The 12568-nt window shown below is 36.8% G+C and carries 14 protein-coding genes, 1 pseudogene and 1 other annotated feature; of the genes and pseudogenes, 14 read left to right on the plus strand and 1 reads right to left on the minus strand.

The genetic code is table 11. The features are described 5' to 3' along the window. Positions 1 to 204 precede the first annotated feature (204 nt). The 13 genes and pseudogenes from FD20_RS07450 to FD20_RS07510 all read left to right on the plus strand — a co-directional run bounded on the left by FD20_RS07450 (position 205) and on the right by FD20_RS07510 (position 10921). A pseudogene (locus FD20_RS07450) lies at positions 205 to 1136 on the plus strand (alpha/beta hydrolase). 32 nt (positions 1137 to 1168) lie between these two features. After that, complete coding sequence (gene hisJ / locus FD20_RS07455; protein WP_057737284.1) at positions 1169 to 2005, plus strand: histidinol-phosphatase HisJ; 837 nt, start codon at positions 1169 to 1171, stop codon at positions 2003 to 2005. 70 nt (positions 2006 to 2075) lie between these two features. Beyond that, positions 2076 to 2313: a binding site (T-box leader), on the plus strand. A gap of 45 nt (positions 2314 to 2358) precedes the next feature. Then, entirely contained in the window at positions 2359 to 3531 is a 1173-nt protein-coding gene (locus FD20_RS07460; RefSeq protein ID WP_057737286.1) for an ATP phosphoribosyltransferase regulatory subunit, read from the plus strand. Then, on the plus strand, positions 3506 to 4162 hold the full coding sequence (gene hisG / locus FD20_RS07465; protein WP_057737288.1) for an ATP phosphoribosyltransferase: 657 nt from the start codon (positions 3506 to 3508) through the stop codon (positions 4160 to 4162). Before FD20_RS07460 ends, hisG begins: the two co-directional genes overlap by 26 nt. Continuing rightward, the gene (gene hisD / locus FD20_RS07470) at positions 4159 to 5445 is read left to right on the plus strand and encodes a histidinol dehydrogenase (RefSeq protein WP_057737290.1); all 1287 of its coding nucleotides are present in this window, start codon (positions 4159 to 4161) and stop codon (positions 5443 to 5445) included. The genes hisG and hisD overlap by 4 nt, the downstream gene beginning before the upstream one ends. Next, positions 5446 to 6030 (plus strand): imidazoleglycerol-phosphate dehydratase HisB, encoded by a 585-nt coding sequence (gene hisB / locus FD20_RS07475; protein ID WP_057737292.1) that lies wholly within the window; start codon positions 5446 to 5448, stop codon positions 6028 to 6030. A 2-nt stretch (positions 6031 to 6032) separates the two neighbouring features. Further along, positions 6033 to 6644, plus strand: a complete 612-nt coding sequence (gene hisH / locus FD20_RS07480; protein ID WP_057737294.1) for an imidazole glycerol phosphate synthase subunit HisH — start codon at positions 6033 to 6035, stop codon at positions 6642 to 6644. After that, on the plus strand, positions 6641 to 7366 hold the full coding sequence (gene hisA, locus FD20_RS07485; protein ID WP_057737296.1) for a 1-(5-phosphoribosyl)-5-[(5-phosphoribosylamino)methylideneamino]imidazole-4-carboxamide isomerase: 726 nt from the start codon (positions 6641 to 6643) through the stop codon (positions 7364 to 7366). Before hisH ends, hisA begins: the two co-directional genes overlap by 4 nt. Continuing rightward, positions 7356 to 8114, plus strand: a complete 759-nt coding sequence (hisF, locus tag FD20_RS07490) for an imidazole glycerol phosphate synthase subunit HisF (protein WP_057737298.1) — start codon at positions 7356 to 7358, stop codon at positions 8112 to 8114. The genes hisA and hisF overlap by 11 nt, the downstream gene beginning before the upstream one ends. Continuing rightward, positions 8111 to 8422, plus strand: a complete 312-nt coding sequence (hisI, locus tag FD20_RS07495) for a phosphoribosyl-AMP cyclohydrolase (RefSeq protein WP_057737300.1) — start codon at positions 8111 to 8113, stop codon at positions 8420 to 8422. The genes hisF and hisI overlap by 4 nt, the downstream gene beginning before the upstream one ends. 20 nt (positions 8423 to 8442) lie before the next feature. After that, positions 8443 to 8763 (plus strand): phosphoribosyl-ATP diphosphatase, encoded by a 321-nt coding sequence (gene hisE / locus FD20_RS07500; protein WP_057737302.1) that lies wholly within the window; start codon positions 8443 to 8445, stop codon positions 8761 to 8763. A gap of 20 nt (positions 8764 to 8783) precedes the next feature. Beyond that, positions 8784 to 9860 carry a histidinol-phosphate transaminase gene (gene hisC, locus FD20_RS07505; protein ID WP_057737304.1) on the plus strand — a complete coding sequence of 359 codons (1077 nt, stop codon included), beginning with the start codon at positions 8784 to 8786 and terminating at the stop codon, positions 9858 to 9860. An 89-nt stretch (positions 9861 to 9949) separates the two neighbouring features. Continuing rightward, a complete protein-coding gene (locus tag FD20_RS07510; RefSeq protein ID WP_057737306.1) occupies positions 9950 to 10921 on the plus strand; it encodes a Gfo/Idh/MocA family protein in 972 nt (323 codons plus the stop codon). A 237-nt stretch (positions 10922 to 11158) separates the two neighbouring features. Here the strand turns inward: FD20_RS07510 and FD20_RS07515 are convergent, their stop codons facing one another. After that, positions 11159 to 11893 (minus strand): MIP/aquaporin family protein, encoded by a 735-nt coding sequence (locus FD20_RS07515; protein WP_057737308.1) that lies wholly within the window; start codon positions 11891 to 11893, stop codon positions 11159 to 11161. A gap of 147 nt (positions 11894 to 12040) precedes the next feature. Between FD20_RS07515 and cbpB the strand changes: the two genes are divergently transcribed. After that, complete coding sequence (cbpB, locus tag FD20_RS07520; protein ID WP_057737310.1) at positions 12041 to 12547, plus strand: cyclic-di-AMP-binding protein CbpB; 507 nt, start codon at positions 12041 to 12043, stop codon at positions 12545 to 12547. Positions 12548 to 12568: the final 21 nt, after the last annotated feature.

Consider the following 12568-nt stretch of genomic DNA (forward strand, 5'->3'; position numbering starts at 1 on the left):
AGTTTAAACTTTAAAAAAAACAGTTAGGGGCTACGCCAAAATTTTATTTTGGTGTAGCCCCTAACTGTTTTTTTGCGGGTTAAGTTTTTTGTATTATAATAAGGGGCAAGTCAATTGCTTAGAATGTGGCGGGTACTTACACCGGGCTGGGGACAAAAATACGTTAAGTTGAAGAATTTTTATTGTATATTTTTAGGAGGAATTATGAAGAATAAGAATATGCTAGTTAATGCAACCATGGGAGCAGCTGCAGCTTCGTTTTTAATAAGTGAATATTTATTTAAGATGGCTTTTAAACGCGTTGACCATGTTCCGGAAACCTCAGAAGGAAAGAAAAAATACGCGGAGAGTTATTGGAAATATGTGGACTGGTTCCAAAAGTGCAATAAAGAACACTGGTTTCTGAAAAATGAGGACGAGACAGAAAGAATGTCGGCTTGGTTTATTCCAGCTCGCAACGCTGCATCAAAAAAGGTAGCTGTTATTTCACATGGTTATAAAGGAAATGGTGAAACGATGGCTAACTTTGCTAAAATGTATTATGAAATGGGTTTTAGCGTTCTGCTTCCTGATGATCGCGGACATGGCGAAAGTGCTGGAAAATATATTAGTTTTGGGTGGTTAGATCGTTTAGATTATTTGCAATGGTTAAAAAAATTATCGAAAGAATAGGTAATGATACTCAGATTATCCTATTTGGTGTTAGTATGGGGGCTTCCACAGTCGCGATGCTGAGCGGAGAAAAAGTACCAGCGCAAGTGAAATGTATTATTGCTGACTGTGGTTACTCTAGTATTGAAGAAGAGTTGATGTTTCTACTTAAAAGACGATTTCATTTGCCTAAGTACCCATTCTACCCTTTTATAAATACAATCAATCATCATCGGCTAGGATATTATTTGGGAGACGTTTCATCTGTGACCCAGCTTAAGAAGAATAGAGTGCCAATCTTTTTTATTCATGGTGAAGAAGATGATTATGTGCCAAGTTACATGTCTTTGGAAAACTATCGAGCAACAGATGCTCCAAAAGAACTATGGATTGTTCCTAAGGCAACACATGCTGAAAGTTATTGGATAAATTCAGAAGTATATAAAAAGCATATTCAAATGTTTTTAGCTAAATATCTGAATTAACGAAAAAACGTTTCAAGAAAGGAAATGAGCACATGAAGATGGACGGGCATACACATACAGAATTGTGCCCTCACGGAAGTGGGGAGCCAGTTGAAAAAATGATTCAGAGGGCAATTGCGCTAGGGTTTGATCGCTATTGTATTACGGAGCATGCACCTTTACCGCATGGATTCTTAAAAAAATATAGAGGAAGTATAGAAGGGTTGACAACTGCTTCTCTAGCATGGGATGATTTAGAGACTTATTTTACATTGGCAGAGAAAATGAAAAAAAAATATGCAAGTCAAATTCAAATATCTATTGGTTTTGAAGTTGATTATCTGCCTGAATTTGAGGATGAAATAAAAGCTTTTTTGGATGAGTATGGTGCACGAACGCAGCAAAATATTCTTTCTGTTCACTTTATGCAAGGGAAGGAAGATGGATTATGGTGTTTAGACTATACAATTGACGATTTTGCAAATGGTTTTGAGCCTTTTCTTCGAGAACCGCAAAAACTATATCAAAAGTATTTGAATTTGGTATATCGGTCGGTAACTTCTGATTTAGGTAAGTATCGTCCTCAAAGGATCGGACACATGAGTTTAATTAAAAAATATCAAGACTATTTTCATCTGCCTGAATTATTTGATGCTGCCAATATAGAATTGATAAAAAAAATATTAGATATTCTAGTGGACCAGAAAAGAGAGATTGATTTTAATACTGCGGGGATGTATAAACCATACTGTAATGATTTTTATCCAGGAGAACAAATAAGTAAATTAGCATTCCAAAAAAAGATACCGTTGATTTTTGGGTCAGATGCACACAGTATTGAAGAAGTTGGGCGAGGATACCATTTGAAAAATATTTTTGCTAAGTCTTGACAACTAAAAAAAATGAAGTTAGAATTAGTTAAATTCAAATTGATTAATCAATTTTTAATTTAACATAATTTAACATATTATGATTAGAAGAGTAATTATTGACCGCTCATTTAAGAGAGTTCTCGGTGCTGGGAAGAGAATCGATGTTGATAGTGAAACACATCTATGAATTAATGAGCTGAAAAAGTTGTAGATACTTTATTAAGCTTATTCGACTAAGATCGTTATCCTGTTGATAAATTCAACATGAGATTTATTTTGTGAGAAATAAATAAATTGAGGTGGAACCACGGTAATTCGTCCTCTTAGCATTTTTGCTAAGGGGATTTTTTTTATTTTAAGGAGGTAATGCTATGCATAAAATAAACTTACCCTTAGGAACACGCGCCGAGTTCGGCGAACGTGCTGGTAGGAAGCAATTGTTAGTTAATGAGCTTCAAAAAAGTCTTCAAAAAAGGAATTTTATGAAAGTCGATACTCCATTGTTAGAATATCAAGAGGTTTTTGCAAATTTTGATTTAAAACAAATGCGAACTTATCAGTTGCTTGACAAGAATAACAAAACGGTTGTTCTTCGGCCGGATCTAACATTACCGATTGCACGTCTGTTAACAACAACAAATATCAAATTGCCGCAGAAATTTTACTATGTTGGTGATTTATTCAAAATAGCGAAAGAGCTTTCGGGACGTAATAATCAAATGACTCAAGCTGGAATAGAACTTGTTGGATACTCATCACTAAAGGCAGAGCTTGAATGTTTGCTTTTAATCAATAGAATAAGTCAAAAGTGGTTGAGAAATCGTGTCAAAATAGAAATAAGTCATGCGTGTTTTGCAGATAGTTTATTAGCGAGCGTGACTTCAAATAACGAGTTGAAAAATAAAATAAAACATGAACTTTATCGTAAAAAAATCCCAGAATATCAAAAAGCAATTAAGCAGTTTGAGAATACAGAAAATTATCCGTTTCTTCAAATGTGGCCGCGTCTTTTTGGTGAAGTTGGAGATATAACAAAGATGCTGGAAGGGATAGAGCTTCCAGCGCTAGCACGTTCTTCATTGCAGGAAACGATTAAAGTTGCAAAGTGGGTCTTGAAAATACCGAATCAGAAAGTGATTATTGATTTAAGTACGGCACCACCGCAACGCTATTATACAGGGATAACCTTCAAGGGCTTTGTCGATAACATCCCTGAGTACCTTTTCAGTGGGGGACGTTATGATCAGTTATTGGAGAGCTTTCAAGCACAGCCAGAGCCAGCGGTTGGAATGGGAATAGATATCGACTTGCTTACAGAAATAGCGGAAATCAAAAATGAAAAAGAAGAAAAGGAATATCTTTTCTTTGAACCCAGTCAGATAGAATATGCGGCTAAATTACTTTTGCAAAACGTAAATTATGAGCTATCTCTGGAAGATAATCTTGAAACAGCTAAGGAAAAAGCTCGTTTGGAAAAAGTCGGGTTATTAAAAATAAACAAGCAAGGAGAAATTGAGAATGTCGTTGAAAATAGCTCTTACTAAAGGTCGTGTTGAAAAAAAAGTTATCCCATTACTAGAGCAGACTGGCATTGATTGCACGCCTTTGAAGAATAAGAAAAGAAAGTTAATCATTCGAACTGATGATGATAAATTTGAGTTCATCTTAGCAAAGGGACCAGATGTTACAACATATTTGAATGCTGGAGTGGTTGATATCGGTATTGTCGGCAGCGATATTTTGGATGAACAGCAAAATGATCAGTATGAATTGCTTGATTTAGAAGTAGGAAAGTGTCAATTTGTTTTAGCTTCAACTGCTGATTTCGATGTAAATAGTCCTGAACGGAAAATAATTGGTACAAAGTATCCAATCATAACAAAAAAATACTTTGAATCTTTAGGGCAGGATGTTGAGATCGTTAAAATTGAAGGTTCTGTCGAATTGGCACCATTGATTGGTTTAGCAGATGCAATTGTTGATATTACAGAAACCGGAACGACTTTAAAAGAAAATAATCTATATGTATTTGATTATCTTGATAAAGTTTCAACGCGCTTAGTGGTTAACAGAATGTCACTCAAGCAACATTCTGCGGAAGTATTTAATTTAGTGGATAATCTGAAAGATGCTGTTTCAGAAAAAAATAAAGTGCAGGGAGAGAAAATAAAATGAAAATTTACAAAAAATCGTTAGCCGAAATGAAAAAAATAGTTGTGCGTTATACTACACAAACAACTGATCTGCAGATCGAAAAACAAGTTGCGGAAATTATTGAAAATGTTAGGGCAAAAGGCGATGAGGCAGTTAAATCTTATGAAAAAAAGTTTGATGGTGTTGATCTAGATGAATTGCGTATTTCTAATAACCAATTAGAAGAGGCCTATCAATCTATTTCTCCAGAACTAAAGGATGCTTTGAAACTCGCAGAAAAAAATATCAAAAACTATCATGAGATGGAATTACAGCATGGTTTTGTTGATGCTGCTCAACCTGGTATTATTCGGGGACAGAAAGTAACTCCATTGGAACGTGTAGGTTTGTATGTTCCAGGCGGAACAGCAGCATATCCCTCAACCATTCTGATGAATGCTCTTCCAGCAAAGATTGCAGGTGTTGACGAAATAGTAATGGTAACTCCGCCGCAAAAAGATGGAATTGCACCCGCTGTTTTAGCAGCAGCTAAAATCGCAGGTGTGACGGCTGTTTATCAAATCGGAGGTGCCCAAGCAATAGCAGCACTGGCATATGGAACTGAATCAGTTCCAAGAGTCAATAAAATAGTCGGGCCCGGGAATATTTTTGTAGCAACAGCAAAAAAACAAGTGTTTGGACAAGTTGCAATTGATATGGTTGCTGGTCCTTCAGAAATTGGAATTCTAGCGGATGAGACAGCAACTCCATATCAATTAGCTGCAGATTTGTTATCACAGGCAGAACACGACAAACGTGCTCGTGCAATCTTAATTACCAATAATGAAGAGTTAGCGACTGCCGTCAGCGATGAAGTTGAAAAACAACTTGCAGTTCTACCTAGAAAGGCAATTGCTGAAGTAGCAATTAAGGATCGTGGCTTTATTGCAATTATGGACTCTGTTCCAGAAATGTTTGCTTTAATGAATGAGGTTGCGCCTGAACATTTAGAAGTTCAGTTGGCAGATCCGATGCAGTACTTAAGTTCTATTCGGAATGCTGGTTCAGTTTTCTTAGGTAAATATGCTTCTGAACCATTGGGAGATTATGTTGCTGGGCCTAATCATGTGCTGCCAACGGGTGGAACAGCTAAATTTTCTTCGCCACTAGGTGTGTATGATTTCGTTAAGAAAACATCGTTTATTCAATTTTCAAAAGAGGCACTTCAAAAGGATCTTAAGGCGATAACCACCTTAGCACGAACTGAAGGTTTAGAGGCGCATGCACGTGCAGTTGAATCAAGATTTAAAGGAGATGCAAAGTAAATGAGAAGTGCTCAAATAACACGTAATACAAAAGAAACGCAAATTAGCATCAGCTTAAATCTTGATCAGCAGACAGGCATCGAAATTGAGACCGGTGTCGGATTTTTTGACCATATGCTGACATTATTCGCAAAACATGGTCGTTTTGGATTAAAGGTTGTCGCAAAAGGTGATCTAAATGTAGATCCACATCATACAGTTGAAGATACAGGAATTGTTTTAGGGGAATGTTTTAAACAAGCACTTGGTAAAAAGGAACAGATTGAAAGATATGGGACAGCATTTGTTCCGATGGACGAGACACTTGGTCGTGTCTGTGTTGATTTGAGTGGTCGTTCTTATCTTGTTTTTAATGCAGAATTAACTAATCCTCGTCTTGGAAGTTTCGAAACTGAAATTGTTGAAGATTTTTTTCAAGCTGTGGCCTTTAGTACTGAGATGAATTTGCATGCTGAAATATTATATGGGCGTAATACCCATCATAAAATAGAAAGCTTGTTTAAAGCATTAGGAAGATCAATGCGTAAAGCTGTTACCATCAATCCGGAAATACAAGGAGTTAATTCAACAAAGGGTGTGATTTAAATATGATAACGCTAGTTGATTATGATGCGGGAAATACTTATAATCTTCAAAAAGCATTTGCTTATCTGAATGTTAAAACAAATTTGACGGACGATCCAGAAGAAATTTTGGCAAGCGAAGCAATTGTTTTACCAGGAGTTGGTGCATTTCAAAGTGCAATGAAGATTTTGAAAGCCAAAAAATTAGATACAACACTCCAAAAGGCAGCTGAAAAGGGAATTCCCTTATTAGGGATTTGTTTAGGCATGCAATTGTTGTTTGATACTTCAAGCGAGTATGGAATGACAGAAGGACTTCATTTAATTCCAGGTGATGTAATCGAATTGCCAGAGAAAAAAGGATTTAAGGTTCCGCAGATGGGTTGGAACCAAAATAAACTTCTTCAGCCCAACTCTGAGTTTGCAATGCTAGCAGATAAATATACGTACTTTGTACATTCATATTATGCAGAATGCGAGTCTAAGTATGTTGTCTCAGAGGTTGAATACTCAGCTAACGTTCCAGCAGTTGTACAAAATAAAAATGTTTTTGGGATGCAGTTTCATCCTGAAAAAAGTGGGCATGTTGGGCTTGAAGTACTGAAAGCATTTAAAGAAAGGATAGTGTTTAAATGATTTTTCCAGCTATCGATCTGCAAGAAGGTAAAAGTGTCCGCCTTTTTCAAGGTGATTTTAAGAAAAAAACCTTAGTTAATGAGAATCCTCTAGAACAAGCAAAGAAAATTAATCAAAGCGGAATTCGTCAGCTACATTTAGTTGATTTGGATGGTGCTAAGATCGGCAAACCACAAAATCTAGACGCAATTAAAGAGATTCGCACCCATTTTGAAGGGGTGATTGAACTGGGGGGAGGAATTCGCAATTTTAAGCAACTTGAACGTTATTTTGAATTAGGTTTAGATCGCCTAATCATCGGGTCAGCGGCATTGAAAAATCCAGCTTTTGTAAGAAGTGCGCTTGCACAATATGGACCGGAAAAGATAGTCATCGGTGTTGATGGTGCAAATGGAAGAGTTGCTATCAATGGATGGCTAGAACAGTCAGAAACAACTATGACAGATTTGATAGCTGAAATGCAAATTGCAGGGGCACGACATTTTGTGGTTACCGATGTTGCACGTGATGGTGCAATGCAAGGGGCTAATACAGAGCTGCTTACAGATTTAAAAAATACTTTTCCTACGTGCAATATTATTGCTTCAGGCGGTATTCGTGATATCAATGATATTAAAGCTCTAACGGAAAGTGGAATAAGTGACATAATTGTTGGAAAAGCTTTGTATGAAGGCAGATTAACATTGGAAGAGATTGCCGAGGTGGAGAAAAATGTTGGCTAAAAGAATTATTCCATGTTTAGATATTGATGATAACAGGGTAAAAAAAGGAGTAAATTTTGTCAATTTAGAAGATGTCGGTGATCCAGCCAAAATTGCTGCTGAATATGAACGGCAAGGAGCCGATGAATTAGTTTTTCTTGATATAACAGCAACCAATCAAAAAAGATCAACTATGATAGATGTTGTTGAAAATGTTTCACGTCAAGTTTTTATGCCATTAACTGTTGGTGGTGGGATTAAGAACTTGGACGATATGCAAAAACTACTTAAGGCTGGGGCCGATAAAATTTCATTAAACTCGGCAGCTGTTGCTAATCCTAGTTTAATTCAAGCAGGAGCAAAAAAATTTGGTAACCAGTGTATTGTGGTTGCGATCGATGTGAAGAAGAATCAAAATAATGGACAAAAATTAGTTTACACACATGGTGGAAAACAAGCGACAAAGCTGAATGCAATTGAGTGGGCTAAGAAAGTAGTAGATTTGGGAGCAGGAGAGCTTTTAATTACAAGTATGGATAAGGATGGAACTAAATCTGGGTTTGACATTGAATTATACCAAGAAATAGGCGCAACTGTGGATGTTCCAATAATTGCATCCGGTGGAGCTGGCAATATTGAAGATTTTGTTCAAGTTTTCAAAGAGGCTCCTGTTGACGGGGCATTAGCGGCTTCAGTGTTCCATTTTGGAGAATTAACTATACCGCAGGTTAAGAGAAGATTGGAATTAGCAGGGGTGAATGTTAGATGAACTATCCAAATTTCGAAAAGGGACTCTTGACTACGGTTGTTATTGATTCAACTACACGCGATGTTTTAATGGTTGCTTGGATGAATGAAGAAAGTTATCGCAAGACGCTCGCAACTCAGCAAACTTGGTTTTGGTCGCGTTCGCGTCAGAAGCTTTGGCATAAAGGTGAGGAAAGTGGCAATACGCAAAAAGTTAAAAAAATGACTTTAGACTGCGATGCAGATACATTACTGGTTGAAGTAATTCCCAACGGACCCGCGTGCCATACAGGGAACATCAGTTGCTTTTTTAACAGTGTTGATTTATAAAACATAGGAGGAATTTTGAAATGCAAGATTTAGAAGAATTATACAAATTAGTTTTAGAAAGAAAAAGTAACCCTAAAAAAGGATCATATACAGACTATCTATTTACAAAAGGTCTGGACAAAATTTTAAAAAAGGTCGGTGAAGAGTCAACCGAGGTTGTGGTAGCGGCCAAGAATCCAGATCGAAATGAGTTAATTTATGAAACCTCGGATTTACTGTATCATTTAATGGTATTACTTGTGGAACAAGGAGTTTCGTATGATGAAATTAAAAAGGAGCTTGCTGGAAGAGAAGGTCTAATGAGCAAGACGAAAGATCGCCCCGAAATTAAGGATTTATAAATCGGAAAGAGGTTTTCTGTATGAAAAAGCAAATTCAGGCAATTCAAAGTTATATTCCAGAGGAGCCGCTTAGTGAAGTTAAAAAAAGATATGGTATAAAAAAATTGGTTAGATTATCAGCTAACGAGAATCCTTATGGAACATCTAAGCGAGTGAAAGAAGCAATTTTGAAATGGAATTTTGGAGAAGAAAATCGTTATCCGGATGGTTATGCCCTGAAATTGAGGACAGAGGTGGCGAATAAATTAAAGGTTGATGCTAAAAAGTTGGTTTTTGGTGTTGGACTCGATGAGATAATCGCTATGTTTTCTCGAATTTTCCTTGAGTCAGGTGATGAAGTATTAGTGACTAATCCGACTTTCTCTGAATATGCGCTTCATGCTGAAATTGAGGATGCCAAAGTCATAAAAATTGATTGCAATGAGCGAAACGGAAAATATGATTTTGACAGTTTCCTGAAAAACATTACTTCAAGGACAAAAATAATTTGGATCTGTAATCCAAACAATCCTACTGGAACCTATGAAAAAGTTAGCGATATACGGCATTTTGTTGAAAATGTTCCAAGTTCAGTTTTGGTTTTGATTGATGAGGCCTATATTGACTATGCCACCGATACGGACGAGACAAGTGCTCTAAAATTAGTTGAAAAATTTGAAAATGTTGCAGTGTTAAGAACTTTTTCTAAGGTTTATGGGCTTGCAAATTATCGCATAGGTTATGCAGTGGTTTCTGAAAAGATTGTTAATTACATGGAAGCGGCTAGACTTCCATATAATTTAAGTTCAATTGCACAGGTAGCGGCCCTTGCAGGATTAAGGGATCAGCAATTTATTGATGATTCGATCGCGAAAAATAAGAAAGAAAGAGACAAGTGGGAAAGCTTTCTAGCAAATAATGAAATTGAATTCTATCGCAGCCAAGCAAATTTTGTCTTTTTTCGATATCCAAACGCAACGTCCTTGGCCGAAAAATTATTGGCAAATGGTTATCAAGTGCGACGTGGTCTGCGACCAGATTGGCTCAGAGTAACAATAGGCGAAGCAGAAGATAACCTGAATATTCAAAAAGTTATGTTGTTAGAAAAAAATAAATGAATTGGATATTATTTTAATGCGAATATCTCAGTTTATTTGATACAATAGAGATGAGGTTCGAAGTTTCTATTCCAGATGAGGTGAGAGGTATGGCAGGTAAGATTCGTTATGGTATTATAGGAGCGACATCGCAGGCAGCGAAGTTTGTTAGAGCACTGAATATGAGTTCCAATAGTGTTGTTGTTGGGATTGCTGATGCTGATCAGGCGTTGAGTAAAAAATTTGCAGCTGAGATGGTTGTGCCAGAAGTTTATGAGAATTATGTACAGCTATGCCAGTCAAATAAAATTGACATTGTGTATATACCGGTTAAAAACAAAGAGCGCTATGACTGTGCTAAAATGGCTCTGGACAATGGGAAAAATGTTCTTTTGGAACGTCCGTTTACACGGCATAAAGTGGGAGCGAGCGAACTTTTCCAACTAGCTTCTAAAAAAAAGTTGTTCATAATGGAAGCTCAAAGTGCACTCTTCCTGCCAATTATGCGCAAAGTCAAGAAAATGCTTGAGGACAAAACTATTGGTGAAGTGAAATTTATTGATGTTAAAGAGAAACATGATATTGGTGATAAGCACGGTTGGTTCTCTGAACTTTCAGCTGGTGGCGGTGCATTCTTCAATGGCGGATCAAATTTGTTAAGCGTTATTGAATTTTTATTGAACGATTCAATAAAAAAATGGTCCGGGTTTGAATACAATCAAGTTGGTGAGGCAGATACAAGATGTGCTCTGACTCTAAAGTGTGGTAATGTTTTAATCAACAGTTTGATTACGACTGACTTTGACATAGAAAGTAAGTTAGTAATTTATGGGACCAAAGGCAAAATTAAAATTCCTAACTACTGGGAGGGGTCTGCTGCGATTTTAGAGAATGAATTGGGCACAAAACGTTTTGTGCTCGAAAATCAGGAGAATGGGGTAGTGTATGAAATTGAGCATGTAGCGAGTTGCTTGAATTCAGGTGCTACTTCAAGCCCGGTTGCCACCCCAGAGTTGACTATGCAAACGATGAACATAATTCAAAGTTTATATCAAAAGTGGTATGGAGATCCTTTGAATTGACAAGATAGATTTTTTTGATGCAATGAAATGATTATAATACTTCTTGCCGAATTAGAAAGCAAAGCGTCACAGCATGCTCCCTAATTTGGCTTTTTATATTCTATGATAAATTAGTCGCATGGTTTTTTGTGCAAGTTAAAGTGTTGAATAAGTCTATTTTATGCTAAATATATTTTTTCGACAAAAAAAGTGAATGAGAATAAATTCTCATTCACAGGTAGAACAGTAGATGTTATTTTACAGAAAAACAGCTTTGAATAATGCTACAGCACAAATACCGGCTAAAAGTGGAGCAACAACAGGAACCCAGCTATAATCCCATTGTGAAGAACCTTTGTGTTTTAGCGGCAAAATTTGATGTAGTAACCGCGGTCCTAAATCTCGAGCTGGGTTTAAAGCAGGTCCTGTTGGTCCCCCAAAGGATGCAACAATGACCATCACAAGCAATCCAACTCCGATAAAACCTGATAATTGATTTCCTTTGGCAAAAGTCGGTGAATTAGTGATGCCAAGAGCACCAAAAACAAGTGTGAAAGTTCCAAAAAATTCGTTAATGAATCCATTGAGTTTGCCCTTGGTAGCATCTGTGGTAGAGAATGTTCCTAGGACACGGTTTGTATCAGCCGTTAAGTCGTAATGGGGCTTGAAGCAGGCAAAGACGACTAATTGTCCTACAATGGCTCCTAGTAACTGTACAACTATGTATGGAATGACTTCTTTCCAAGGAAAGAGCCCAGAAACGGCTAAGCCGATTGTAAAAGCTGGGTTGATATGGTTTCCTGAGATGCTTCCAAACATTAATGCTGGTATCATAACAGCAAAACCATATCCGACTGAAATAATAATCCAACCGCTGTTACTACCTTTGGTGCGTTCTAGATCAACAGTTGCGACTGAACCATTACCTAGAATGATCATGATTGCTGTTCCGAAAAATTCAGCCGCTAACCGTGTTGTTAGTGAATAATCCATGATAACCTCCTTAAAAATAATACTTTCTAATCTTATCATAAATTAATTCAAAGTAAATATTAGTAAACGCTTAATTTCAGATGTTATAGTTGGTTTTTGTTAAAAAATACCATAGAATATAATTAGTGACCGAAGGAGGTTAATAATGTGATAGCAAAACCGGTTGAGCATATGTTAAATGAACGACAAGATCATTTTCTGATTCCAGCAGAAATTGTTGCCAATGTTCAGGAGACTAATCACTTGGATCATGCATTTTTAGTTTTGACAAAGGTCCGTTATTCAAAAATCCCAGTTTTAGACAATGAGCAGCATTTCAAGGGATTATTGTCTTTGCCAATGATTACTGAAACAATGCTGGGCATGAATGGAATCGATGCGACCAAGTTGAGTCGAAAGACCGTTGGTGATGTCATGGAGAAGAACGCTCCAACCATTACCTTGCCTTATGATTTCGAGGAAATTTTACATATGCTGGTTAATCAACCATTTTTGATTGTGGTTAATCAGGATGGTGTTTTCACAGGAATTGTAACCAGACGCGAGGTTATGAAAAGCTTTAATTATGTTGCACATGATCTTGACAAGGATTATAATGTTTCAGAAAAAGATAAAGACGAGACGATTAATGGTGCTGACACACCTAAAAATTGATTGATATTATTAGGAGGAATT

This window comes from Liquorilactobacillus uvarum DSM 19971 (assembly GCF_001434935.1).
In the GTDB taxonomy this organism is placed as follows: Bacteria; Bacillota; Bacilli; order Lactobacillales; family Lactobacillaceae; genus Liquorilactobacillus; species Liquorilactobacillus uvarum.

Excerpts from the sequence above, each read along its gene's own strand:
- hisJ (WP_057737284.1), top strand. The coding sequence starts at position 1,169 with ATGAAGATGGACGGGCATACACATACAGAATTGTGCCCTCACGGAAGT.
- FD20_RS07460 (WP_057737286.1), top strand. The coding sequence starts at position 2,359 with ATGCATAAAATAAACTTACCCTTAGGAACACGCGCCGAGTTCGGCGAA.
- hisG (WP_057737288.1), top strand. The coding sequence starts at position 3,506 with ATGTCGTTGAAAATAGCTCTTACTAAAGGTCGTGTTGAAAAAAAAGTT.
- hisD (WP_057737290.1), top strand. The coding sequence starts at position 4,159 with ATGAAAATTTACAAAAAATCGTTAGCCGAAATGAAAAAAATAGTTGTG.
- hisB (WP_057737292.1), top strand. The coding sequence starts at position 5,446 with ATGAGAAGTGCTCAAATAACACGTAATACAAAAGAAACGCAAATTAGC.
- hisH (WP_057737294.1), top strand. The coding sequence starts at position 6,033 with ATGATAACGCTAGTTGATTATGATGCGGGAAATACTTATAATCTTCAA.
- hisA (WP_057737296.1), top strand. The coding sequence starts at position 6,641 with ATGATTTTTCCAGCTATCGATCTGCAAGAAGGTAAAAGTGTCCGCCTT.
- hisF (WP_057737298.1), top strand. The coding sequence starts at position 7,356 with ATGTTGGCTAAAAGAATTATTCCATGTTTAGATATTGATGATAACAGG.
- hisI (WP_057737300.1), top strand. The coding sequence starts at position 8,111 with ATGAACTATCCAAATTTCGAAAAGGGACTCTTGACTACGGTTGTTATT.
- hisE (WP_057737302.1), top strand. The coding sequence starts at position 8,443 with ATGCAAGATTTAGAAGAATTATACAAATTAGTTTTAGAAAGAAAAAGT.
- hisC (WP_057737304.1), top strand. The coding sequence starts at position 8,784 with ATGAAAAAGCAAATTCAGGCAATTCAAAGTTATATTCCAGAGGAGCCG.
- FD20_RS07510 (WP_057737306.1), top strand. The coding sequence starts at position 9,950 with ATGGCAGGTAAGATTCGTTATGGTATTATAGGAGCGACATCGCAGGCA.
- FD20_RS07515 (WP_057737308.1), bottom strand. The coding sequence starts at position 11,893 with ATGGATTATTCACTAACAACACGGTTAGCGGCTGAATTTTTCGGAACA.